This is a genomic window from Actinoallomurus iriomotensis, assembly GCF_030269445.1.
GTDB lineage: Bacteria > Actinomycetota > Actinomycetes > Streptosporangiales > Streptosporangiaceae > Actinoallomurus > Actinoallomurus iriomotensis.
Genome location: NZ_BSTJ01000012.1, coordinates 1 through 24,247, shown reverse-complemented (window position 1 = coordinate 24,247; position 24,247 = coordinate 1). Strand labels below are relative to the sequence as shown.

General features: G+C 73.1%; 22 protein-coding genes. 13 read left to right on the top strand and 9 right to left on the bottom strand.

The window, feature by feature from the left end; all coding sequences use genetic code 11:
* Positions 1–44: 44 nt before the first annotated feature.
* The gene (locus QSK37_RS38925) at positions 45–1,211 is read right to left on the bottom strand and encodes an acyl-CoA dehydrogenase family protein (RefSeq protein WP_285631210.1); all 1,167 of its coding nucleotides are present in this window, start codon (positions 1,209–1,211) and stop codon (positions 45–47) included.
* 15 nt (positions 1,212–1,226) lie between these two features.
* On the bottom strand, positions 1,227–2,420 hold the full coding sequence (locus QSK37_RS38920; protein ID WP_285631207.1) for a CaiB/BaiF CoA transferase family protein: 1,194 nt from the start codon (positions 2,418–2,420) through the stop codon (positions 1,227–1,229).
* Between the two features lie 357 nt (positions 2,421–2,777).
* On the opposite strand from QSK37_RS38920, the gene QSK37_RS38915 reads away from it, so the two are divergent.
* Together QSK37_RS38915 and QSK37_RS38910 are read left to right on the top strand one after the other, a co-directional pair.
* The gene (locus tag QSK37_RS38915; protein ID WP_285631204.1) at positions 2,778–3,404 is read left to right on the top strand and encodes a response regulator transcription factor; all 627 of its coding nucleotides are present in this window, start codon (positions 2,778–2,780) and stop codon (positions 3,402–3,404) included.
* Positions 3,405–3,606: 202 nt separating this feature from the next.
* Positions 3,607–4,584 carry an alpha/beta fold hydrolase gene (locus QSK37_RS38910; protein ID WP_285631201.1) on the top strand — a complete coding sequence of 326 codons (978 nt, stop codon included), beginning with the start codon at positions 3,607–3,609 and terminating at the stop codon, positions 4,582–4,584.
* Between the two features lie 343 nt (positions 4,585–4,927).
* Here the strand turns inward: QSK37_RS38910 and QSK37_RS38905 are convergent, their stop codons facing one another.
* A complete protein-coding gene (locus tag QSK37_RS38905; RefSeq protein ID WP_285631198.1) occupies positions 4,928–5,833 on the bottom strand; it encodes a DMT family transporter in 906 nt (301 codons plus the stop codon).
* A gap of 230 nt (positions 5,834–6,063) precedes the next feature.
* Here QSK37_RS38905 and QSK37_RS38900 point away from each other — a divergent pair, with 230 nt between their 5' ends.
* The 9 genes from QSK37_RS38900 to QSK37_RS38860 all read left to right on the top strand — a co-directional run bounded on the left by QSK37_RS38900 (position 6,064) and on the right by QSK37_RS38860 (position 14,829).
* Entirely contained in the window at positions 6,064–6,315 is a 252-nt protein-coding gene (locus tag QSK37_RS38900; RefSeq protein ID WP_285631195.1) for a hypothetical protein, read from the top strand.
* Positions 6,316–6,346: 31 nt separating this feature from the next.
* Entirely contained in the window at positions 6,347–6,535 is a 189-nt protein-coding gene (locus tag QSK37_RS38895) for an OmpA family protein (RefSeq protein ID WP_349498030.1), read from the top strand.
* Positions 6,536–6,601: 66 nt separating this feature from the next.
* The gene (locus tag QSK37_RS38890) at positions 6,602–7,156 is read left to right on the top strand and encodes a TetR/AcrR family transcriptional regulator (protein ID WP_285631189.1); all 555 of its coding nucleotides are present in this window, start codon (positions 6,602–6,604) and stop codon (positions 7,154–7,156) included.
* Positions 7,157–7,261: 105 nt separating this feature from the next.
* On the top strand, positions 7,262–9,424 hold the full coding sequence (locus tag QSK37_RS38885) for an MMPL family transporter (protein ID WP_285631186.1): 2,163 nt from the start codon (positions 7,262–7,264) through the stop codon (positions 9,422–9,424).
* A 3-nt stretch (positions 9,425–9,427) separates the two neighbouring features.
* Positions 9,428–10,234: a phosphatase PAP2 family protein gene (locus tag QSK37_RS38880; protein ID WP_285631182.1), complete on the top strand. Its 807-nt coding sequence runs from the start codon at positions 9,428–9,430 to the stop codon at positions 10,232–10,234.
* 57 nt (positions 10,235–10,291) lie between these two features.
* Positions 10,292–10,936, top strand: a complete 645-nt coding sequence (locus QSK37_RS38875) for a sulfotransferase family protein (protein ID WP_285631179.1) — start codon at positions 10,292–10,294, stop codon at positions 10,934–10,936.
* Between the two features lie 265 nt (positions 10,937–11,201).
* Complete coding sequence (locus tag QSK37_RS38870) at positions 11,202–12,929, top strand: SulP family inorganic anion transporter (protein WP_285631176.1); 1,728 nt, start codon at positions 11,202–11,204, stop codon at positions 12,927–12,929.
* A gap of 152 nt (positions 12,930–13,081) precedes the next feature.
* Entirely contained in the window at positions 13,082–14,584 is a 1,503-nt protein-coding gene (locus QSK37_RS38865; RefSeq protein ID WP_285631173.1) for an MFS transporter, read from the top strand.
* On the top strand, positions 14,581–14,829 hold the full coding sequence (locus QSK37_RS38860; protein ID WP_285631170.1) for a DUF202 domain-containing protein: 249 nt from the start codon (positions 14,581–14,583) through the stop codon (positions 14,827–14,829). Before QSK37_RS38865 ends, QSK37_RS38860 begins: the two co-directional genes overlap by 4 nt.
* Positions 14,830–14,842: 13 nt before the next feature.
* On the opposite strand, the gene QSK37_RS38855 is transcribed toward QSK37_RS38860, so the two are convergent.
* From QSK37_RS38855 to QSK37_RS38830, 6 genes are all read right to left on the bottom strand, one after another.
* Positions 14,843–15,874, bottom strand: coding sequence for a cytochrome c oxidase assembly protein (locus QSK37_RS38855; protein ID WP_285631167.1), 1,032 nt, complete (start codon positions 15,872–15,874; stop codon positions 14,843–14,845).
* Positions 15,874–17,067: a Dyp-type peroxidase gene (locus tag QSK37_RS38850; protein WP_285631164.1), complete on the bottom strand. Its 1,194-nt coding sequence runs from the start codon at positions 17,065–17,067 to the stop codon at positions 15,874–15,876. Before QSK37_RS38850 ends, QSK37_RS38855 begins: the two co-directional genes overlap by 1 nt.
* A 13-nt stretch (positions 17,068–17,080) precedes the next feature.
* Positions 17,081–17,545 carry a copper chaperone PCu(A)C gene (locus tag QSK37_RS38845; protein ID WP_285631161.1) on the bottom strand — a complete coding sequence of 155 codons (465 nt, stop codon included), beginning with the start codon at positions 17,543–17,545 and terminating at the stop codon, positions 17,081–17,083.
* Positions 17,542–18,285 (bottom strand): SCO family protein, encoded by a 744-nt coding sequence (locus QSK37_RS38840; protein ID WP_285631158.1) that lies wholly within the window; start codon positions 18,283–18,285, stop codon positions 17,542–17,544. Before QSK37_RS38840 ends, QSK37_RS38845 begins: the two co-directional genes overlap by 4 nt.
* Before the next feature lie 94 nt (positions 18,286–18,379).
* Complete coding sequence (locus QSK37_RS38835) at positions 18,380–19,030, bottom strand: hypothetical protein (RefSeq protein ID WP_285631155.1); 651 nt, start codon at positions 19,028–19,030, stop codon at positions 18,380–18,382.
* 81 nt (positions 19,031–19,111) lie between these two features.
* On the bottom strand, positions 19,112–22,030 hold the full coding sequence (locus QSK37_RS38830) for an AfsR/SARP family transcriptional regulator (protein WP_285631152.1): 2,919 nt from the start codon (positions 22,028–22,030) through the stop codon (positions 19,112–19,114).
* A 196-nt stretch (positions 22,031–22,226) separates the two neighbouring features.
* Here QSK37_RS38830 and QSK37_RS38825 point away from each other — a divergent pair, with 196 nt between their 5' ends.
* Both QSK37_RS38825 and QSK37_RS38820 read left to right on the top strand, forming a co-directional pair.
* Positions 22,227–23,435: a sensor histidine kinase gene (locus tag QSK37_RS38825; protein ID WP_285631149.1), complete on the top strand. Its 1,209-nt coding sequence runs from the start codon at positions 22,227–22,229 to the stop codon at positions 23,433–23,435.
* Positions 23,432–24,127 (top strand): response regulator, encoded by a 696-nt coding sequence (locus QSK37_RS38820; protein WP_285631146.1) that lies wholly within the window; start codon positions 23,432–23,434, stop codon positions 24,125–24,127. Before QSK37_RS38825 ends, QSK37_RS38820 begins: the two co-directional genes overlap by 4 nt.
* Positions 24,128–24,247: the final 120 nt, after the last annotated feature.

Below are 24,247 nucleotides of genomic sequence, written 5' to 3'. Positions count from 1 at the left end.
GCGCGCGGGCCCTCGCCCGGAAGGAGACCGGCGTCTACGGGCCGTCAGGCGTCCAGGCCGCCGCGCTTGACGAGCTGGCGGGCGATCACGTTGCGCTGGATCTCGTTGGTCCCCTCGCCGACGATCATCAGCGGCGCGTCACGGAAGTAGCGCTCGACGTCGAACTCGGTGGAGTAGCCGTATCCGCCGTGGATGCGTACGGCGTCGAGGGCGATGCGCATGGCGGTCTCGGAGGCGAAGAGCTTGGCCATGCCCGCCTCCATGTCCACTCGCCGGCCGGCGTCGGCCTCGCGCGCGGCGTGGAGGGTGAGCTGGCGGGCGGCCGACAGCGAGGTGGCCATGTCCGCGAGGTAGTTGCCGATCGACTGGTGCTGCCAGATCGGCTTGCCGAACGTCTCGCGCTCCTGGGCGTAGGCGAGTGAGTCCTCCAGCGCCGCCCGGCCCACGCCCAGGGCGCGGGCCGCGACCTGGAGCCTGCCGGTCTCCAGCCCCTTCATCATCTGGGCGAACCCGCTGCCCTCGGCCCCGCCGAGGACGGCGTCGGCGCTCGCACGGTAGTCGTCGAAGGACAGCTCGCAGCTCTCGACGCCCTTGTAGCCCAGCTTGGGCAGGTCGCGCGAGACGGTGAGGCCGGGACCGTGCTCGACGAGGAGGATCGAGATGCCCTTGTGCGCGGGTTCGGCGTCCGGGTCGGTCTTGCAGAGCAGCGCGATCAGCTGCGACCGGCGGGAGTTGGTGATCCAGGTCTTGGCCCCGTTGATCACGTATCCGTCGCCGTCCCGGCGCGCGATCGTGCGCAGGGCCTGCAGGTCCGAGCCGCCGGCCGGTTCGGTCAGGGCCATGGTGGCGCGGACCTCGCCGGTGGCCATCTTCGGCAGGTAGCGGCGCTTCTGCTGTTCGGTGCCGAAGTGCAGCAGCAGCTTGGCCACCACGGTGTGGCCGCCCATCGCGCCGGCCAGGCTCATCCAGCCGCGCGCCAGTTCTTCGGTGATGAGCACGTAGCACGGGGTGGAGACGGGATTGCCGCCGTACTCCTCCGGAACGGCCAGGCCGAAGACGCCGAGCCCCTTCATCCGCTCGATCAGGGCCTCGGGATAGGTGTTCGCGTGCTCGAGCTCCTGGACGACCGGCCTGACGTCCTTGTCGACGAAGTCGCGCACGGTGCCGACGATGAACCGCTCGTCCTCCGAAAGGATGTCCACTGTGCTCACGCTGGTCCTCCTCGTTCAGATGACGCCGTCGGCGCGCAGGTGCTCGATGTCGGCCTCATCGTGGCCGAGTTCGGTGAGGATCTTCTCGGTGTGCTCGCCGACGCCGGGGACGGCCTCCATGCGCGGGTCGATTCCCTCCAGGTCGGTGGGCGGCCGGAGCGCCTGGACCATACCCCCGGGGATCCGTACGTCACGCCAACGGTCCCGCGAGGCGAGCACCGGATGGCCGAGAAACCCTTCGACGTCGTCGACCTCGGCGTTGGCCACCCCGATCGCGTCCAGTGCCGCCATCACCTCCGCGCTGCCGGACCGGCGGAACCGCTCGGCCACGATCGCGTCGAGCTCGTCCCGGTGCGCGACGCGGGCGGAGCCCGTCGCGAACCGCGGGTCGTCCACCAGGTCCGGGCGTTCCAGGAACCGGTCGCACAGAGCGCTCCATTCCCTCTCATTCTGGATGGAGAACAGCACCTGTCCGCCGTCGGCCGTGGTGTAGGCGCCGTACGGGGCGATCGTGGGGTGCCCGGTGCCGATCCTGGGTGGCTGGGTGCCGCCGTAGCGCGTGTAGTAGGCGGGCTGGCCCATCCACTCGGCCAGGGCCTCGAACAGCGACACCTCCACGGCACGTGCCACGCCGGTGGTCGCCCGCGTGTACAGGGCGGTGAGGATGCCGGAGTAGGCGTACATCCCGGCGGCGATGTCGGCGATCGACACGCCGACCCGGGCCGTCTCCTCGGGCGTCCCCGTCAGCGAGACCAAGCCCGTCTGGCACTGCACGAGCAGGTCGTACGCCTTGCGGTCGGACCACGGACCGCTGGTTCCGTAGCCGGAGATCGTGCACGGGATCAGTGCGGGGTACCGCTCTCGTAGCGAGGCCGCGTCCAGCCCCAGCCGGCCGGCCGCGCCCGGGGCCAGGTTCTGCACGAACACGTCGGCCCGGCCGAGCAGCCGCTCGAGGATCTCCCGGCCGCGCGGCGCCTTCAGGTCCAGGGTCACCGACTCCTTGGACCGGTTGAGCCACACGAAGTAGCTGGACTGACCGTACACGGACGTGTCGTAGTGGCGGGCGAAGTCACCCCCGCCCGGACGCTCCACCTTGATCACCCGAGCGCCCAGGTCGGCGAGCTGACGCGTGGCGAACGGCGCCGCCACCGCCTGCTCGGCGCTGACGACGGTGACGCCGGACAGCGGCAGGCCGGCGAACCCGGTCATCCGGCGGCCTCCCGTGGCCGGGCCGGGAGCACGTCGGCCCACATCGCAGGTCGCACCCTCTCACCTCTCATTCGGACGGCGGTTCCATCATGCGCGCTCACGGAGAGCGAACTCAGGCCGGGCAGATCACGTACGGCGAGGTGTGCGCGAGATGGCGAGGATCGGTGCACATCGTGGCGATCGTCCCGGACGGCGCGCCGTTAGCCTTGGCGCGCCCGTCACCCCGTCAGCAAGGCCGATCCGCAGATCCGTGACTCAGCGCTCCCGTCGTACAGCCGCCATGGCGCTCGCCCGCGTTCGGCCCGCCGTGGCCCTGCCGCCTGCCCTGGCCTGCTCTCCGGTCCACGAGGTGGGCCGATGACGGCCGGGGTGCGGCGCCGGCTCCGGGTCCTGATCACCGAGGACACGCGGCTGCGGAGCAACACCCTGGCCGCCCTCGTCCAGCGGGAGGACGGCGTCCAGCTCGTCGCGCAGGCCACGACGGGGCGAGCGGTGCTCGCCGCCGCGACCGAGTGCCGCCCCGACGTCGCGGTGCTCGACATCGACCTGCTCGGCATCGAGGGGCTGACCGTCATCGAGGAGCTCCGCGCGCTGCTCCCGCGATGCAAGGTCATCATCGTCACGGGCGTCATCCGCCCCGGGCACCTTCGCCGCGCCATCGCGGCGAACGTCAGCGGGCTGATCGTCAAGGACGTGCCCGGCAAGCAGCTGCTCGACGCGATCGATCAGGCCGGCACCGGGGCCCGCGTCATCGCGCCCCAGCTCGCCATGGCGGCGCTCGACGCCGAATCCAGCCCGCTCTCCTCCCGGGAGACCGAGATCCTCCAGCGGTACGCGGGCGGATACGAGATCCCGGAGATCGCCGCCCAGGTGTGCCTGTCGGGCGGCACCGTACGCAACTACCTCGCCTCGGCCACCGGCAAGCTCGGCGCCCGCAACCGCGCCCACGCGGTCCGCATCGCCGCGGAGGCCGGCTGGCTCTGAGCCGTACGGCCGGCCCGCTGGGCGGAACCGGCCGCCTCGGCGCTACGCGACCACGCCGGGCTGCGTTCCGAGGACGTTAACGTCCTGCTGCCGCACATCCACGGCCTAGGACGAGTTTGCTGAAACAGCAACACGATTCGGGCCGTCGCTCCCGTCCGTCGGATGATCGTGCCTGCACGTACACGAAGGTCAAGGAGGACCGATGTCGCAGGTCGGGGAGATCACTCACCGTCTGGTTCCGTCTCCCGCCGGGCGGGTCCATCTGGTGGAGCAGGGCACCGGGCCGCTCGTGCTGCTGGTGCACGGGTTCCCCGAGTGCTGGTACTCCTGGCGCCATCAGCTGCCGGCGCTGGCCGCGGCCGGGTACCGGGCCGTCGCGATCGACGTTCGCGGCTACGGCCGTTCTTCCCGGCCCGAAGGCGTCGCCGCGTACGGGATGCGGGCGCTGGTCGAGGACAACGTCGCCGTGGTGCACGCCCTGGGCGAGCGGACCGCAGTGGTAGTGGGCCACGACTGGGGCTCGACCATCGCCGCCGACTCCGCCCTCCTCCGGCCCGACGTCTTCCGTGCGGTCGGGCTGCTGAGCGTGCCGTACGCCCCGCGCGGTGGCCCGCGGCCCAGCGAGGTCTTCGCGCGGATGGGCGGAGATGAGGAGTTCTACGTCGGCTACTTCCAGGAACCCGGCCGGGCGGAGGCCGAGATCGAGCCGGACGTCCGCGGCTGGCTCGCCGGCATCTACGCCGCCCTGTCCGCCGACACCATGCCGCCCGCCGGTGCCCCGGACCCGCACTTCGTGTCGCGGGGCGGGACGATGCGCGACCGGTTCCCCACCGGCCGGCTGCCGGCGTGGCTCAGTGAGGACGATCTCGACGTCTACGCCGGGGAGTTCGAGCGGACCGGGATGAGCGGAGCGCTGGCCCGCTACCGGAACATGGACCGGGACTGGGCGGACCTCGCCGACTTCGACGGCTCCCCGATCACCCAGCCGTCCGTGTTCGCCGGCGGCGCGCTGGACGCCTCCACGATGTGGATGGCCGACGCGATCGAGGCGTACCCCACCACCCTGCCGGGCCTGGTCTCCTCCCACCTGCTCGACGGGTGCGGCCACTGGATCCAGCAGGAGCGTCCCGAGGAGGTCAACGCCCTCCTGACCGGCTGGCTCGCCGCCCTGCCCGCCTGACGGCTCAGCGGCCGTCGAAGACGGCGGGGACCTCCGCCATCGGCGGAGGCGCGGACGTTCCCGCAGGCCGGCGATCGACGCGGGAATGTCCGCGAGGGCGGTGCGGAGGGAGCGCAGGAGCTCGTCGATCGCGTCATCCGGCCTCACGGCAGAACCCTCCGAAGCGCGTCGATGTCGACGCCCTGGCCGCGTAGGGCGCGGAGGGCGGGTGCCTCCTCCTGCGCCGCCGCGTGCCGCGCCCGCGTGAACGCGTCGACGACGCTTCTCCGACCGGCCGGCTCGAGGCCGTGCCGTGTTCTCCCGGGTGTGATGCGCGCACCCACCACACCCGGGAGACGTCCGGCTATCGCTCCGCGCGGCGGGACTCGGCCACGGCCAGGCCCGTGACGGCCGCGAGCAGCAGCAGCGTCCCGCCGACCGTCGCCGAGGTGAGCCGCTCACCGAGCAGGAGAACGGCGAGGACCGCCGCGCTGACCGGTTCGATCAGCATCACCACCGCCGCGGTGGCCGCCCGTACGGCGGCGGCACCGGCGAAGTACAGCGGGTAGGCGAGCGCCGTCGTGACGGCGGCGACGTACAGCATCATCAGGACGACCCGCCCGAGGTGGGCGGTGTGCGGCCACAGGCCCTCGCTCCAGGCGAGGGGCAGCATCACGGCCGCGCCGATGGCGAACGACCACACGGTGAGGCCGTAGGGGTCCTCGCCCGTGCCGTGGCGTCCGGTCCACCGGCCCAGGACGTTGGTCGTCGCGTACCCGGCGGCCGAGACCAGCGCCAGGCCCACTCCCACGGGACGGACGACGCCGTGCCGGTCGCCCAGGACGAGGATCGCCAGGCCGGCCAGCGCGCCGCCGACCGCCGGCAGCCCGCCCCGGCCGAGGCGTTCGCCGAGGAACAGCCGCGCGCCGGCGGCGGTGAACACCGGGGCCGCGCCCAGGCAGACGATGGTTCCGACGGCCAGGCCGGTGTCCCGCACGGCACCGAAGTACGCGGTCTGGAAGACGGCCAGGCCAAGGCCCGTGCCGGTGAGCAGGAACACGCGCCGCAGTGCCGGCCGCGCCTTGCGGGGTACGGCGCGGGAAGGACGCAGCGCGCGGGCCGCGACCAGCAGCGCCATCCCGCTGAGGAAGCGCCAGAACGAGACGGCCATGGGCCCGAAGTCGCTCGACCGATAGACGATCTCCACGGCGGCCCCGGTCGTTCCCCAGGTGGTTCCGGCGATCGCGAGGCAGGCGAGACCTCGCAGCACCGGCCGAGCTGGTTTTCGGGCAGCAGAAGCCGCCGCGACGGCAGTTTTCGACACGATTGAATCTCCCGACGGAGCAGAGGGTCGTGGACTCCCGTGCGAGCACGACCGGACCGCGCGTCGCCGTTCTCGGGGACGCGCCGGTGTCGTCGGACGGCCCGCCTAAGCGGCGGGCGGCGCGAGTGCTGCCATGCCCATACTTTAAGGCCCAGCTTGATCGTCTAGGCGGACGTATGACGCCGATCCGGCGGGCCGCCCTCGCGGCCGCGACCGTCGCGATGCCGGCCCCGGCGGTGTCCGGCCGCCTCGGGACCGATGACGACGCCAAGGCGTCACAGCCGGCCGCCAAGGTCGGGATCACCGTCGCGAACCCGGCGAAGGTGCTGGCGCAGGGCACCTTTCCCTCGTCGATGGCCCCCGGCACCACCGTGGACAGAAACTCAAGCGGTACGTCGTGCGCGACATCGCGTTCGCCGAGGCGGTGATCCCACTGGAGGAGCGGCAGCAGGGCGGAGGATCAGGTCGCCGCGGGGGGTTACCGTCCCGGTACGCGTGACCGGCTTCACCGACGACATCGGCACGCCGGCCGCGAACCTCACGCTCTCCCGCGCACGCGCCGAGGCCGTACGGGCCGAGCTGTCCGGACGTGAAGGACCCGATCACCGCCGCGTGGAGATCTCCTACCAGAGCGGCTGGCCGCGGTGACGAAGCCCACAGGTCCTTCCTGTCCGATCGGTCAGATCTGACCGATCGGACAGCTATTCTGGTCGCATGGCCCGTTCCTCCACCGCGCTGCACGAACAGCTCCTCGCCGCGGCGCTGCGGCTGTTCGTTCAGCACGGGTTCCGCGGGACGTCGCTGGCGGACATCGCCGCGGAGGTCGGCTGCTCGAAGGCCTCGCTGCTGTACCACTTCAGCAACAAGGAGGCGATCCTCGGCGAGCTGCTGCTGCCGGTCGGCAAGGAGATGGTCGCGCTGGACGCCCGGCTGGCCGACCTGGAAGGCGACGCCGCCGTACGCGCCGGGATCACCGGGCTGGTGGACCTGACCGTACGGTTCCGGCAGGAGATCAAGGTGCTGTTCGACAACATGGCCGACGCCACCGCGCTGCGGGAGGCCGACATGGAGGGTCTCGACGGCGTCGGGCACCGGCTGGTCGGCGTGCTGGCGGGCGGCTCATCCGACCCGTTCGACCGGGTGGCCGCGACGATGGCGCTGGGCGGCATGTTCCTGACCGGCGGCGGCCAGCTCGAGATGGACGAAGAGACCCTGCGCGAGGCGATGACCATCAGCGCCCTGCGGACGCTGGGCCGTACGCCCGGCTGATCCCCCGCCCGCCCACACCGATCTGACGCCGGATCCGCCGCTCCGGCCTCCCCCACCGCTGCCCGCAGCTCTTTTCGTGCTGCCAGAAGGAAAGGCTGTCCCCCCATGGCGAGCTTGCTGTACCGGCTCGGCCGCGCGTGCTTCCGGCACCGCGGCCGGGTCGTGGCCGTCTGGCTGATCCTGCTGGCCGCGCTGGGCGCGGCGGCGTTCGCGTTCAAGGGCCCGACCAGTGGTGAGTTCCGTATGCCCGGGACCGAGTCCCAGCGGGCGATGGACGCCCTGAGGAAGGAGTTCCCCGCCGCCGGCGGCGCCACCGGGACCATCGTCGTCGCCGCCCCCGCGAAGACGAAGCTCACCGAGGCGCAGGTGGCGCCCATCGTCGGGCAGGCGAAGGCGGTCCCCGGCGTGGTCGGGGCGGTCGACCCGTTCCAGGCCAGGTCGGTCTCGCCCGACGGCCGCTACGCCCTCATCCAGGTGCAGTTCGCCGGGCAGGTCGCCGACATCACCGACGCGCAGCGCACCGCGTACAAGGACATCGCGCACGGCGCGCACGGCGGGCTGCGGGTGGAGACCGGCGGTGACGCCGCCAAGGACGGCGGCGGCGGTGAGGCCACCGAGGGGATCGGCGTGGTGGTCGCGGCGGTGGTGCTGCTCGTCACCTTCGCTTCCCTGGTGGCCGCCGGGATGACCCTGCTCAACGCGTTGATCGGCGTCGCGGTGGGCATGGCCGGGCTGTACTCACTGACCAGCGTGGTCCAGCTCAACGACGCCAGTCCGGTGCTGGCGCTGATGCTCGGCCTGGCCGTCGGCATCGACTACTCGCTGTTCATCACCTCCCGCTACCGCCAGTACCGGCTGGACGGGACCGAGCCGGGCGAGGCGGCGGGACGCGCGATCGGCACCGCCGGATCGGCGGTGGTGTTCGCCGGCGCCACCGTGGTGATCGCGCTGGCCGGCCTCTCGGTGGTCGGCATCCCGTTCCTGGCCGCGATGGGCCTGGCCGCCGCCGGCACCGTCGCGATCGCGGTGCTGGTCGCCCTGACCCTGCTGCCGGCGGTGCTGGCCCTCGCCGGCGCCAAGGTCCTGCCCCGCCGCCACCGCGCCGGCCGGGTGGGCGTCCACGAGAAGGAAGGGCTCGGGTACCGGTGGGGACGCGTCGTCACACGGCTGCGCCTGCCGATCCTGCTGGTCGGCGTCGTGGCGCTGGGCGCGCTGGCCCTGCCGGTGACGCACATGCGCCTGGCGCTCCCCGACGCCGGCACCGCGGCCAAGGGCTCGGCCCAGCGCAAGGCGTACGACCTGACCAGTGAGGGCTTCGGCAAGGGCTACAACGGACGGCTCATCGCCGTGGTCTCCGGCCACGACACCGCCGCCACCCGTACCGCCACCGAGCAGACCGCCGGCCTCCTGAACGGCGTCCACGGTGTACGGGCCGTCGCGCCCGCCCAGTACAACGAGGCCAAGACCACCGCCCTGCTCGCCGTCATCCCCACCACCGGTCCCAGCGACGCCGCCACCGAGGACACCGTCCACGCCATCCGCGACAAGGTGGCCGCCGTCCAGGGCGCCGACGTCGCACTGACCGGCACCACCGCGGTCGGCATCGACATCTCCGAGAAGCTCGCCCACGCTCTGCCCATCTACCTGCTGCTCGTGGTGGGCCTGTCGATCCTGCTGCTCATGCTGGTCTTCCGGTCGATCCTCGTGCCGGTCAAGGCCGCCGCCGGGTTCCTGCTCACGGTCGGGGCGACCTTCGGCATCACCACCGCGGTCTTCCAGCAGGGCCACCTGGCCGGCCTCGTCGGGGTGGCCACTCCCGGACCGTTGATCAGCTTCCTGCCGATCATCCTGATCGGCATCCTGTTCGGCCTGGCCATGGACTACGAGGTCTTCCTCGTCTCGAAGATGCGCGAGGACTTCGTCCACGGCGACACACCTCGGCAGGCGACCGTCAACGGTCTCGGCGCGAACGCTCGCGTCGTCACCGCCGCCGCCATCATCATGATCTCGGTGTTCGCCGGATTCATGATCACCCCCGACCCGATCATCAAGTCCATCGGCTTCGCGCTGGCCGTCGGCGTGTTCATCGACGCCTTCATCGTTCGCATGACCCTCGTGCCCGCCGTCATGGCGGTGCTGGGCCGTGCCGCCTGGTGGCTGCCCCGCCGGCTCGACCGCGTCCTGCCCGACCTCGACATCGAGGGCGAGAAACTCCGCCGCGAGCCCGCCGTGCGGCAGGAGGCCCACTACACCTACAGCGGCCGCTAGACCGTGCGTCCGACACCCCCCAGGTCCCGGCCGAAGATCGTACGGGAGCTCCTCCTCGTCATCGTCCTGTACGGCCTCTACCGGCTGGGACGGCTCGCGGCGAACGGTCACGTCTCCGAGGCCTTCGCCAATGCCGCGCGGGTGTGGAGCTGGGAACGCACCGTGCACCTGCCCGACGAGGCCTCCGTGCAGGGCCTCATCCTGCACGGCCGAGCCCTGGAGAAGGCCGCCAACCTCTACTACTCCAACGTCCACTTCCCGGCCATGATCGTGTTCTTGGTGTGGATGTTCTGGCGGCATCCCACCCACTACGTGTGGGTACGCCGCGTCCTCACCGCGCTCACCGGCGCCGGTCTGGCCCTGCACCTGGCCTTTCCTCTGGCGCCACCGCGCATGGTCCCGGCCTTCGGCCTCGTCGACACCGGACGCCTGGTCGGCCCCTCCCCGTACGGCGACGTCGACACGCAGGGCCTGGCGAACCAGTTCGCCGCGATGCCCTCCCTGCACGTGGGCTGGGCGCTCGTCATCGCGATCGGCCTCATCACCGTGGGCCGCAGCCGATGGCGCTGGCTCTGGCTGGCCCATCCCGCCGCCACCTTGTTCGTCGTGGTGTCCACCGCCAACCACTACTGGCTCGACGGCATCGTGGCCGCCGCCCTGCTGGGCGCCTCGCTGTTCCTGATCCCCCCAAGGCGCCGAGCACGACTGACAGACGCCCGACTATCGAAGCCGCACCCTCCGACAGCCGCCCGATCAGCCCGAGCTCTTCCCCCACTCGACCCGCCAATGCACACCGCGACGGGGCACTAGCATCATGGAATCGTCGGTGGACGACGATCCGCCCGGACAGGGAAAGGGCAATCCGCCATGCTCGATGTCATCGGCGTTGGATTCGGGCGTACTGGGACCTTGTCGTTGAAGTCAGCCCTGGAACGGCTCGGATTCGGCCCCTGCCACCACATGACCGAACTTCTCCAGAACGCCGAGCAGATCTCACAGTGGGAGCGAGTCGTCCGCGAGGAGAATCCCGACTGGGACGCGGTCTACCGTGGATACCGCGCGACGGTCGACTGGCCGGGCGCGCACTTCTGGCGTCAGCTCAGCGAGCATTTCCCCCGCGCCAAGGTGATCCTCACGGTGCGTCATCCGCGGCGCTGGTACGAAAGCGCGAGGGAAAGCATCTACCAGGCGTCCGTCGGTCCCGCACCGGCCGATCCGGGTCTGGCCCTGATGCGGCAGGTCGTGCACGAGATCGTCTGGAAGGGGGAGTTCGACGGCCGGTTCGATGACGCGCGACACGCCATCCGGATGTTTGAGCAGCACAACGAGGCGGTGTGCCGCGAGATCCCGGCCGACCGGCTGCTGGTCTTCGAGATCACGCAGGGCTGGCGGCCTCTGTGCGAGTTCCTCGGCGTGCCCGTGCCGGACGAGCCGTTCCCCCACGGCAACGACCGGCAGTCGTTCGCCGAGCTGAGGAGGCGGCTCTCCTCGGGGAACCCCGAGCAGGCTTGACGCATTATGTCGAGAAGGCCTGACTCCTCATGTTGCGTGAACTCCACATAATCTACTGTCCCGATCGGCATTACGAAATTCGAATGTAACGACGCGGCCGATGGCGGCACCCCATTCGGGAAGGGCAATCAGCCTATTCCGCAACTGCCGATCGAGACGTGACCATAATTACTCTCTGTGATCGACGGAATCATCCGCGTGCGCGCACCGGCCAGTAGCGGCAAAAGCGTCATATGCGCACTCGACCGCCGGAACGGAGCGTGTGATGCCGGGAATCGTGTTCTCACCGCGGACCGCTCCCCGGCATGGCCGGCGACGGCCGATCCCGCGAAACCGGCTGACCGCCCTGCTCCCCGGGCGAGCGGACTGGGCCGCGATGCGGCGTGACCCGCGCCGGGACGTGCTGGCGGGGCTGTCGGTCGCGGTCGTGGCGCTGCCACTGGCGCTGGCCTACGGCGCGAGTTCGGGCCTCGGCGCCCGGGCCGGGCTGGCCACCGCGGTGGTGGCCGGCGCGCTCGCGGCGATCTTCGGCGGCGGCGCGCTTCAGGTGTCCGGGCCGACCGGGGTGATGACCGTGGTGCTCGTCCCGATCATCCGCCACCACGGCGTGGAAGGTGCCCTGCTCGCCGGGATGATGGCGGGCGTCCTGCTCGTCCTGGCGGCGCTGGCCCGGCTGGGCCGGTACGCGCGCTGCGTGCCGGCCTCGGTGGTGGAGGGGTTCGCGGTCGGGGTGGCCGTGGTGATCGCGCTGCAGCAGGTCCCGGCCGCGCTCGGGCTCGGCGCGCGGCATGGGGAGAAAGTATGGCGAGTGGCTGCCGCGACCGTCGCCGACTACGCGAGAGACGTACGGCCGGCGCCCCTGCTGATGGCGGCGGCGGTGGCCGTGGCGATGACGGTGGGCAGCCGGCGTCTGCCGAAGGTGCCGGTCGCCCTGATCGCCATCGCGGCGGCGACGCTGGTCGCCCGGTTCCTGCCCCTGCACCTCGAACGCGTCGGCGAGGTGCCCGCCGGTCTGCCCGTCCCGTCGCCGCACTTCCTCGACTTCGGCGTCGCGGTGGCCCTCCTGCCGTCAGCGCTGGCGATCGCGGTGCTGGCCGCCCTGGAGGGACTGCTGTCGGCCGCGGTCGTGGACGCGCTGGGCGCGGGAGAGCGCAGCGACCCGGACCGGGAACTGTTCGGGCAGGGCCTGGCCAACCTGGCGGTGCCCTTCGTCGGCGGGGTTCCCGCGACGGCGACCCTGGCCCGTACGGCGGTCAACGTCCGATGCGGCGCGACGTCCCGGCTCGCCTCCCTCACTCACGCCCTCGCACTGGCCGCGATCGCGTTCATGGCCGGCGGCCTGGTCTCGGCCATCCCCCGCGCCGCGCTGGCGGGGCTGATGCTCGGCGCAGCCGTGCGCATGATCAAGATCAGGTCGTTGGCCGCGATCGTGCGCACCAGTCTCAGCGACGCTCTGATCGTGGCGTTCACGCTGACCGTCACGGTGATGGTGAACCTCATCGCGGCGGTCGCCGCCGGAGTGGTCATCGCGACCGTGGTCACCGTGGCCGCGCTCGCCCGAAGCGGGCGCATCGAGGCGATGCCCCTGGAGGGCGCGGACGGAGACGACACCGGTGAGGAGCGTACGGCCGCCGGCGACATCGGCCTCTACCGGCTGGAGGGTCCCTGGTTCTTCGCCGCCAGTCACCGGCTCGTCCAAGGGCTCGGCCAGGTGAGCGGACGGCGGGTGGTGATCTTCAGCATGGCCGGCGTCTCGGCTCTGGACCTGACGGCGGCCCGCGTGCTCGGTGAGACGATCACGCAGTTGCGCGGTCGCGGCGTGACCGTGCTGCTGGCCGGGGTACGCCCCCGCCATCACCGGCTCATCGCCCACGCGACCGACGGTGCGCACCTGCCGCCCGCCGACCTGCTCCACCCGGACCCCGCCGCCGCCCTCCTCCACGCGCGCTCGCTCGTCGGTACCCCCGACCCGCCGTCCCCGCGCCGCGCATGACTCGGCGCGGCCCGCAATGAGCGGTCGGGCCAAGACCTCCTTCCCCCGGCCGCACCGTCGTCGCCCCGTTCCGCCAGTGTCACAGTCCGTCATCGGGTGCCTATGTTGCGTGATGTCCTTCTCTTACAGAACTAACCGTGAGGAGTGGGGGCATGCCGGTTCTGGGTGCTCTGCGCACGGAGGCGCCCCGGCCCCGGATCGTGCGCGAGCATCCGCGCGCCGCATGGCTCGCGGCGACGACGGTGTGCGCGGGCACGTTCCTCGGGCGATGCGACGCCGGCGCCGTCGTGTTCTCGCTGCCCGCACTGCGGCGGCACTTCGACGTGTCGCCGGTCGCGGTCCAGTGGGTGTCATTCGGCCACCTGCTGACCCTGGCCGCGGTGGCGGCCCCGATGACCCGCATGGTCGACGCGCTCGGTCCCAAGCTGACCTGGACATACGGATTCGTGGTGGTCACGGGGGCCTCGGCCGTGTGCGGGCTGACGCCCTCCCTGACGGTCCTCATCGCGTTCCGGGTGGTGCAGGCGATGGGCGCGGCCATGGTCCAGGCCGGCGGCCTCGCGCTGATGAGCACCGGCGTCGTTCCGGGTAGACCATCGACTGGCGCGGCGTCGCTCCTCGGCCTGGTGGCGGGACCGGTCGCCGGCGGCCTGATCATCGCCTCGGCGGGCTGGCGCTGGGTGTTCCTGGCCGGCGTTCCGGCCGGATGCGCCGGTGCGGTGGCCGGGCGCTGCCTGCTCCCCCGGACGCGCGTCTCCCGAAAGTCGCATGCCCTGCCGCGCGGCGGGCGGAGGTCGCCGGGTCTCACCCTGACCGCCCGGTTCGCGGTGTTCGCACCGCTGGTGCTGCTCCCGCGGCTGTGCGCGGCCGACGGTGTGCCTCCGGCCGTGGCCGGGCTGATCACCGCCACGCCGCCCGCCGGATTCGTCCTCGCCGCCCTCCTCGGCCCGGCGCACCGTACCCGCCTTCGTGTGATGGTCGCCGCGGCCGGCTGCGTCGCCGTCATCGCCGGCATCACCGTGGAGCCCGCCCCTGGAGCGGTGAACACGATCCTGCTCGCCGCCCTCGGCGTCCTCCTGGGCACGCTCGTCATCGCGCGCGACACCGTCCCGACGCCCTCGGTGGACCGCGCGGTGGCGGCCGGCGAGCTGGGCATGGCGCTGGCGGTGGTGACCGTCACCCTCACCGGGTCACCCGGCGGCGGCCGGCTCGCTCTCGCCGCGATCGCCCTCGCCGTGCTCGTCCTGGCGGCGCCGATCGCCGTACGGCTCCCACGCGCCCGCCGGCGCGTCACGCCGGTCACCGCCGCGGAGACACCGCCGGACGCGCGATTCCTGCTCGCCAACGAGCGCACGTTCCTCGCGTGGAACCGTACGGCGCTGGCCCTGGTCGCGGCGGGGCTGGCGGTCGCCCAGCTCCTGCGCCCGTTCCCGGGCGTCCCGTGGGGGCGGCCGGCGCTCGCCGTCCCGCTGATCCTCCTGGGCGCCGTCATCGCGGTGATCGGCCACCTGGAGCTGAGCCGTAACCAGCGCGCCCTGTACCGGTCCGAACCCCTGCCACGGTCCGTCCTGCCCAAGGTCCTGACGTTCGCCGTCGGGGTCATCGCGCTGGTCTCCGCGACGGTCCTCGTCCTGTCCGCCGCGCACGGCCGATGACCGGACGACCCGAGACGGCGTCCGACCCGGGCCTGGCGGAGGAGCGCACGGAACTGGCCTGGCGACGGACCGCCATCGCCTTCGCCTCGCTCAGCGGCGCGCTGGTGAAGGTGCACCCCGCCATCGGCATCCCCGCGCTCGCCCTCAGCGCCCTGGTAACCGGCGCCCGTCGTCCCGTCCTGACGACCGTGGCGGTCGTGGCCGTCTCACTGATGACGCTCACGGCCGTGCTGGTGAAGGGCTGACGGGCCGTCGCGGTCAGCGGTCCGCGCGCGGCGTACGGTTCAGGTCGGCGAGGAGCGCGTTGTAGGCGGCCAGGACCGCGTCGTCCTCGTCGACGTCCCCGCTGGTCCGGAGCCGCTCGCGGTCCTGCCGCGCGGTGTCGCCGTGCCCGGTGCCGGCGAGGGCCGCCTGCCGGGCCGACTCCAGGAACGCGCCGGCCCGCGCGGCCTCCGGCGACCGGTCCGTGAACCACCGGGCGGCGACGACCAGCATCATCACGAACATCAGGCCGTCGCCGCCGATCCACATGACGGCGCCCGCGCCGTGGACGTCGGCCAGCGGGCCCGGCCCCCACGACGGCTGCGTCCGGGCGTAGGCGGGAAAGGGCGGGTGGGTGGCCTGCAGCAGGACGATCCCCACGATGGTGTCGGCGGACATGCCCATGAACAGGCTGAACAGCCGCAGCGGGTACGGCAGCCCGTCACGGGGTGAGTCGGCGGTCAGCAGCCGGGAGAAGTACAGGTACCCGCCGCCGAGGTAGAGGGCGCGCTCGAGTGCCATCAGTCCCGGCGATCCCATCATCACGTCCATGAAGGACGACAGGTGGACGCCGAACAGCACCGCCGCGTATCCCGCCAGTCCGGTGAGCGGCGAGCGGAGGAACCTGGCGAACCACGTGCCCCGGATCGACTCGACGCGATCGCGGGCGGCCCCGCGAGTGGCGCGCAGCAGAAGGGTCGTCGGGTGCCCGAGGCACAGCAGCCACGGCGACACCATGATCAGCATCAGGTGCTCGATCATGTGCACCCACAGCAGGCCCGCGTCCCCGTACACGCCGGGGCTGCCCATGATCGCCGCGCCCGCGACCGCGAGCCCGGCCGTGAACGCGGCCGTACGAGCGAGCGGCCATCGCGTCCCGCCCCGGCGCGCCGCGACCACGGCCCCGAGGTAGAGCAGCAGGGCGAGTGTCAGGAGTGCGGCGGTGACGGGCGCGAACCGCCACGTGGTGAACGCCTGGCCCCAGGTGAGCGGCGCCAGGGGGTCGCCCATCGTCATGGGATGGTCCATCAGAGTCTCTCCAGGAGGTCTTGGCCGAGATGGCCGCCGGGATCACAGCCACGCGGGACCGCGAACAGCGCGCTGGAGGTGTGCCGGAGGTACCGGCTCAGGTCGTCCGCGAGCGCGAGCCGCTGCTGGATCCGGGTGAAGCCGCCGGCCGGGTCGGACTGGAAGGCCATGAACAGCAGGCCCGCGTCCGGCGAGCCGTCGGTTCGGTGGCCGTCGAAGTAGGAGAAGCCCTTGCGCAGGATGGTCGCGCCCTCGTTCGACTCCGGAGACGCCTGCCGGACGTGGGCACCCGGCCCGATGGCGAGCGAGCCGTCGGGGTTCTGCCGGTCCAGGTCGAAGGGCGTGAGCTCGGTACCGCCCGACAGCGGCGCGCCGGTGTCCTTGCGCCGTCCGACGACCTGCTCCTGCCGGTGCCGGGGCAGAGTGTCCCAGTCGTCGAGGAGCATGCGGATCCGCCGGAAGACCAGGTAGGTCCCGCCGCGCATCCACGCCGGCCCGGTGTCGCCGACGAAGATCTTCGAGTCGAATCCCGGGTCGCCGGGCCGGGGGTTGCCGGTACCGTCCAGCTGGCCCATCAGGTTGCGCGGAGTGGCGTTCTGTCCGGTCACCACGCCGTCGGTGGTGCTGAACCCGCTCATCTGCCATCGGACGCGCGCGGTGCCCCGCGCCAGCCGGGTGAGCGTACGCAGGGCGTGCGCGACCACGATGGCGTCGTCCGCGGTGAACAGCACCCCGACGTCGCCGTCGCTCCGGGCCGGGTCGATCTCGTCGCGGGGGAAGGCGGGCAGCGGGGCCAGCGCGGCCGGAACCGGGACGCGGAGGCGGCGCAGCAGCGAGGCGCCGAACCCGGCCGTGATCGTCAGCGCGGCCGGGCCGTACCCCGCCGCCATCGCGTCGTCTCCGGACGGCGCCCGGCCCGCGGTCAGCTCCCGTGCCGCGCCGGTCCAGGCGCGGAGCATCGACCGCAGCCGGGCCGCGTCCGCCCCCGGCTCGAGGTCGAAGGCGGCGAACCAGCCGTGCGCGGCGTACGGCGCGAGGATCCCGGCCTGGTGCCGGCCGTCGAAGGGGATCCGGTGCCCGCCGCGACCGCGTGCGGACTCGCCGCGTGTCGCGGCGGCCACGCCCGCGCCGCCGGTGGCCACGGCGGCGCCTCCCGCGAGTGCGGTCATCGCGAGCAGTCCGCGGCGGCTCACGCGCCGATCGGGGTCACGTGCCATCGGGCCGGTATCCGATCGGCTCGACCGGCGCCCGTACGGTGATCGGGGCGGACCGGCGGAAACGGAGCGTCAACGTGACGTGGTCCCCCGGCCGCAGTGACCGTACGGGCCGTTCGAGCATGACGTGATATCCGCCGGGGCGGAACACCAGCCGTCCCCGGGCGGGCACCGCGACCGAGCCGACCATCTCCATGGTCCGGCCGGTGCTGCGGTGCATCATCGTCTCGGCGGCGACGTCGCTGCCGACCCCGGTCAGCTCGTCCCCGGCGCCTCCCTCGTCGACGACCGTGAAGTAGGCGGCGGCGACGTCGGGCGAGGCCGGCCGGGGCACGTACGCGCCCACGACCCGCAGCTTCGGCCTGCTCGTGGGAGTGGACGACGTCCACGCCGCGAGCGCGGCGACGGCCACGACGACCGCCACGCCCATGGCCAGGAGCGGCGTCCGCCGGCTCACGTGTCGCCGCCCTTCGTGGTCGTCTCCCGCAGGAGTTTTGGCAGGTCGGCGGCCCAGTCGGCGGCGGTGACACCGGCCGTGTAGATGAGGTGCGCGCGGTGGTCGGCGCCGAACGGCAGCACCTCGGCGCCGTGGGTGACCTCGTAGTCGCCCGTGGTCGACGACGGCCGTTCCAGGGCGATCCCGAGCGGCTTGGCCGCCGCCTGGATCTTGGCGTAGTCGCCGGTCAGCCCGATGAAGGACGAGTCGAACGAGGCCAGCCAGGACTTGATCACCTTCGGGGTGTCGCGCCACGGGTCGGTGGTGATGAACACCACCGCGATCCGGGCGCGCTGGGCCGGGGCGAGTTTCCGCAGCGCCGCGGCCAGGTCGGCCATGGTCGTGGGGCACACGTCCGGGCAGTGGGTGTAACCGAAGTAGACCAGCGTCAGCCTGCCCTCGGTGGCCTTCCTGAGGTTCACCGGGCGTCCCGAGGCGCCGGTCAGCGTCAGGTCGGGTTCGCGCAACGGCGTGCTGATCCTCGTGCCGTGCAGATCGGGGGTGGGCCCGGCGACCTTCACCGGAGGTGAGTCGGCCTGGTTTCCGCAGGCGGCCAGCGTCGTGAGGAGCCCGAGCGCGGCGGCCCCGGCGAGCCGCCGGGCGGTTGCGGCCCCGGGACCGGCGACTCGGGCGCCGCGTCCGGTGGCATGGGAGAAGAACATCGTGATCCTGAGCATGGTGAACGGGCGTACGGCGACCACGGCGTCGCCTCCGGCGACAGAGGGCTCATGGACGGCCCCCGGACCGGTCAGGCGAAACCGGGTGAAGCGGCGCCGGCGGTGGCGCCGCGTGTGATCACGCGAAGTACGTGCCGACGGCCCGAGGCGGCCCTCGCCGCACCAGCGCGTGGCGCAGCGCCGCGAGAGCGGGCGGGGACTCGTCCTCACCTCGCCAGGGGTCCGCGCCGGCCGGCCCGCGATCCGCGTCGACACAACCCCGGAGGAAGACCGCGAACGCCCGCAGCGTGCGCCCCACGAGGGATCCGACGATCACGCCGAGCGCGTGCCACAGCGCCCGCTCACCGGCGTACAGCCACAGGGCGACCAGCAGCCCGGCCAGCGCGTGGGCGCCCCACATGCCGGCCGACATCCCGCCGTCGTGCGGCATCCCCGCCGGCATGCCGGCACCGGTGAGGTGGTGCATGCCGCCGTGCGTCACCATGCCGAGGCGGCCGGGAGCCGTATCCGGGTCCGCCGGCGTGGACCAGGTGAACCACAGGTGGAGGCAGCTCTGCGCGACCTCCACGGCGAGCAGGATCCACCACAGCGGCCGTCGCCGGTCGGCCAGGCAGTACCCGACCGCGCTCACGACGGCCAGGGCGATCCAGCCGGACCACGCCGGCGCCGGACGCGACGCCATCAGGTCATGCCCGGCCTTGGACAGCACGACGCACACCGAGGCGAAACCCCCGGCGCGCACCAGCCGAAACCACCCAGGCAGAACCATGACCTCACTGAAAACTACGACGTGTAGTACATCGAGGCTACACCGGGCCGCCAAAGCCGAGGACACCCGGTAGCCACCCGATCACCTCGCGGACGCGGTGGGGAGGTGGAGGAGGCGTTCGAGGACGGGCAGCGGTGGTGTGCGGGTGGTGGCGCGGAGTGCGGTGGCGCGGTCCCAGAGGGTGCGGGCCTCGGTCACCCGGCCGAGCGCGTCGGCGGCGCGGGCCAGTGCGTAGGTGGCGAGGGCGCGGCGGTAGTCGTCGGCCGGGCGCGCGGCGACCTCCAGGGCGGTGTTCGCCGCTTCGCGGGACTCCTCCACGCGGCCGAGGCGCAGCAGGCTCTCCGCCCTCCCGAGCAGCGCCAGCCACTCGGCCTGCCGATGGCCTGTCTCGGCCGCGAGCCGCACGGCCTCCGTGCCGTTGGCCTGGGCGGCGTCGTGCCGGTCCAGTTCGCAGTACGCCACGGTGAGCATCGCCAGGGTCAGGGCGGCGCCCAGCCGGTCCCGGCAGCCGCGCTGGAGCCGCAGCGCCGCGTCGAGCAGGGCCACCGCCTCCTCCGCGTCGCCGCGGGCCAGGTGGATCTCGCCGATGTTGTGGAGCAGGAGGCCCCGCTGCAGGGGCAGCTTCATCAGCTCGTACCGGCTGAGCGCCCGCGCGTAGTAGGTGAGCGCCCGCTCGTCGTCGCCGCGCAGCTGGTACAGGTGCCCCAAGTGGGAGAGCACGCTGGCCTCGCCGGTCGGCGAGCCGGTCCGCTGCGCCAGTCCGAGCGCGCGGTTCAGCTTCTCCGCCGCCGCGTCGAAGCGGCTCGCCTGCTGGTCGGCCCCGCTGAGGATGGTCCAGGCCAGGATCTCGCCGCGGCGGTCGCCGAGCCGGTCGGCGACCCGGCGCGCCTGCTCGGCGAGGAGCGCGTAGTCGCTCCAGTGTCCGCCGCGTGGCAGGTAGGACTGGAGCACCCACATCAGGTCGATGGCGAGGCGGGCGGAGCGGTCGGGTGTGTCGGCCAGGCGCCGGGCCAGTGCGACCATCCCGTCGCGTTCGGCCTCCAGCCACGCCACCGCCTCGGAGGGGCCGGTGAACGGGGGCGGGACGGCCCAGTCCGGTTCCAGCCAGTCCCCCGCGATCTCGGCCACCGGGTCGTCCCGCAGGCAGCGGGCCGCCTCTCGCGCCGTGCCCAGGTAGTGGCTCGCGAGCCGGCGCAGCGCGGCGTCCCCGTCCCCGCCGTCCTCGGCCGAGGCCAGCTCAGCGGCGAAGAGCCGTACGAGGTCGTGCATCCGGTAGGAGTCCGGGCCCTCGGCGTGGACGAGCTGGGCGTCGGCGAGCCGGTCCAATGCGTCGCGCGCCACCCGGGGGACGTCGTCGAGCAGCGCGGCCACCGCCTGCGCGCGGACGTGGGACAGGCCGGCGGCACCGGCGAGGCGCAGGGCGCGGGCGGCGACCGGATCGGCGGCCGCCAGGTCGCGGTAGCCGACCCGCAGGCAGGTGCGTACGGCCAGGTCGCCGTGGCGCAGCTCGTCCAGGCGCGCCGCGTCGTCGTCGAGCCGGTCGGCCAGCATCGCCACCGGCCATTCGGGCCGGGCGGCCAGCCGCGCGCCGGCCACGCGGACCGCGAGCGGCAGCCGGTCGCCGTGCCGCACCACCCGCGCGGCCGCCTCCGGCTCGGCGTCGATCCGCTCCGTACCGGCCAGCTCGGCCAGCAGGCGCACGGCCTCGGCCTCGCTCAGCGGATTCACCGGCAGCACGATCGCGTCGAGCGGGTCCAGCGGCCGGCGGCCGGTGATCAGGACGGCGCACCCGGCGGTCGCGGGCAGCAGCGGCGTCACCTGCTCGGCGCCGGCCGCGTTGTCCAGCACGACCAGCAACCGGCGGTCCGCCAGCACCGACCGCAGGCGTGCGGCGTCCTCGTCCGGATCGCCGGAGATCTCCGCCGACGGCACGTCCAGCGCGCGCAGGAACCGGGCCAGCACCGTGGTGGCCGGGACCGGCGCCGAGGTCAGGCTGGTGCCGCGCAGGTCGGCGTAGAGCTGGCCGTCCGGGAACCGCGCGGCGGCGGCGTGCGCGGCGCGGAGCACCAACGCCGACTTGCCCACGCCGCCGGGACCGTGGACGGCGACCGCGACCGGGCCGTCCGGCACGGCCTCCAGCGCGGAGCGGATCGCGGCCAGTTCGGCGGCGCGGCCGACGAAGAACGGTGTGACGCGCGGCAGCTGGCGTGGCGCCGCCGGCTCCGCGGCGACCGTGGCCGTGATCAGGGCCCGCCGCGGCGGCGGGAGCTCGTCACGCCGTAACACCACCTGCTGCAGGGCGCGGAGTTCCTCTCCCGGGTCGATGCCCAGCCCGTCGGCGAGCGCGGCGCGCGCGTCGGCGTACGCGGCCAGCGCCGCGGCGGGGTCGCCCTGCCGGTACAGCGCGGTCATCAGCTGGACCCAGGCGCGTTCGCGCAGCGGATGACCGGCCAGGTGGCGGCGCAGCCCGCCGGCGGCCTCCTCGTACCGGCCGAGGTCCAGCAGCGCCGCGAACCGGTCCTCGCCGACGTTGAGCCGCTGCTCGTCGAGGATCTCGGCGGTCATGGCCAGGACGGGACCGTGGCGTGGCCCGGCGAGCGGCGCGCCGCGCCACAGGCCGAGGGCGCGGCCGAAGTGCTCGGCCGCGGTCGCGGGATCGCCCGGCAGCGCGGCCCGGCCCGCCGCCGCGTGCCGCTCGAACACGCACAGGTCCACGTCGACCGGTTCGACGTCGAGGCGGTAGCCCGCCGGGTGGCCGGTGAACCGGCCGGCGCGCGAACCGAGCAGGCGGCGCAGGCCCATGGCGTACGTGCGCAGGTTCGCGCCGGCCGAGGGCGGCGGCGCGCCGTTCCAGATCTCGGTGATCACCCGCTCACGTGCCACCGTCTCACCCGGATGCACCAGCAGGAGTGCGGCGAACGTCCACAGCTTCCCGCCGGAGGCGACCCGCTCTCCGGAGTCCGTCCGGACGGTGACCGGTCCGAGCACCCGGAAATCCACCCTTGGCACCTCCGCGACGGCCGGCGAGACGGTCGTCACCGACGGTACGCACGGCGACCGGAACGGACATCCGGCACAATAATGATGTTTTCCTGCAACCCACGGTGTCGGCGACGCCCGTCCGCGCCCACCCCTGGGGGCAGCGGCGGCGCCTCGTGCAACCGACGTGGTACGCGATCGTGCCTACAGTGCCCGCATGATCCTTCGCAGGGCGCTGCGCCGGCCCGGCCCCCGGGCCGGCGACACCGTACTGGCGATCTGCCTGGTCCTCGGCTTCGTCGCAGCGGGCGAGACGTGGGATCCGCCGGGCTGGCGGCCCTTCGACACCCTGGCGATCCTGCTCAGCGCCGTCGCCGGGCTGCCGCTCGCGCTGCGCCGGCGGTACCCGCGGACGATCCTGCTCGTCTCGTGCGCGGGGTACGCCGGCTACATAGCGGCCGGCTACGTGCCCTCGATCACCGTCTGGGCATCGTTGCTGGCCGTCTACACGGTCGCCGCGACGCGGCCGCCGCGCGACCTCGTGCTGGGGATGGCGCTCACCATGGCCGTCATCCTGTACGGCGGAGCGTCGCTGCCCGGCCCGCTCGCCGTCATCGAGGCCCTGCTGGTGCCGGCGTGCGTGTGCGCGGTGGGCACGAACGCCCGGCGGCTCTCCGAGCGCAACGTCCAGCTCGCCGACCTGACCGCGCGACTGCGCGTCGAACAGGAGTACCGCGCGCGGCAGGCGGTGGCCGAGGAGCGGGTCCGCATCGCCCGCGAGCTGCACGACGTGGTCGCGCATCACATGTCCGTCGTCTCGGTGCAGGCGGGGCTCGCCCGCTACACGCTGGCCAGCGATCCGCAGACCGCGCGCGGCGCGCTGGACACCGCGCTCGCGACCAGCGGCGAGGCGCTGACCGAGATGCGCCGCCTGCTCGCCGTCCTGCGGATGGCCCGCCCCGACCCCGGCGAGCACGGGTACGGAACCGCGCCCGGCCTCAGCCGGCTCGAGGAGCTGGCCGGGCGGGTGCGCTCGGCGGGCGTGCCGGTGGAGGTGACCGTGACCGGCACACCGCGTCCCCTGCCGTCCGGCCACGACCAGTGCGCGTTCCGCGTCATCCAGGAGGCGCTGACGAACGTCCTGCGGCACGCCGGGCAGGCCCGGGCGTCCGTGACCGTGGCGTACGAGGCGGAACGCGTCGTCGTGCACGTCGTCGACGACGGCCGCGGGGCCGGCGAACGGCCGGCGCCCCACGGCATGGAGGAGATACCGCACGGGTTGCTGGGCATGCGCGAACGCGCCAGTATCTACGACGGCCAAGTGATCGCCGGTCCGCGCCCGGAAGGTGGGTTCGAAGTCGTGTTGACCCTTCCCGTACCTCCGGCGTCGCCGGACGGACCGGTCACGCCGGCCGCGACGCCATGACCGACCCCGGCGCGACGGCCGGAGACCCGGCCGCTCCGACGACGGTCCTCGTGGTGGACGACCAGGTCCTCATCCGGGCCGGCGTCGCCGCGCTGCTGCGGGCCGCGCCCGGCCTCGACGTCGCGGGCGAGGCCGGAGACGGCGAGCAGGCCGTCGCGCTCGCCGCGTCCACGCGGCCCGACGTCGTGCTCATGGACATCCACCTGCCCGGCGTCAACGGCATCGAGGCCACGCGCCGCATCCTCGCCGACGCCGGCGGGGCTCCGCCGCGCGTGCTGATCCTCACCATGTACGACCTCGACGAGTACGTCTACGACGCGCTGCGGGCGGGGGCGTCCGGCTTCCTGCTCAAGGACACCCCGCCCGAACGTCTCCTCGCCGCCGTACGGACGGTCGCCACCGGCGACATGCTCTTCGCGCCCAGCGTGACCCGCCGGCTGATCGAGGCGTACGTGAACCGCAGCGTTCCGGCCAAGACGCCCGACGAGCTCACCAAACGCGAGGTGCTCGTGCTGCGCATGGTCGGCCGCGGAATGGCCAACGCGGAGATCGCTGAGACGCTCGACATCGCCGAGACCACGGTGAAGACGCACGTCAACCGCATCATGACCAAACTGCGCCTCAACAGCCGCGCCCAGGCCGTCGTCTACGCGTACGAGACCGGCCTGGTCAGCCCGTCCGTCTCCGGCTAGTAGTGCTTTGTTAGGTGGTTAAGGCGAGGGGCTGTCGGCAGGTGGGGCAGTGGCCTGTCCAGGTGGCGAGTAGTGCCTGTAGCTCGCGGAGGACTTTGTAGAGGGTCAGGCCGCCCCGGT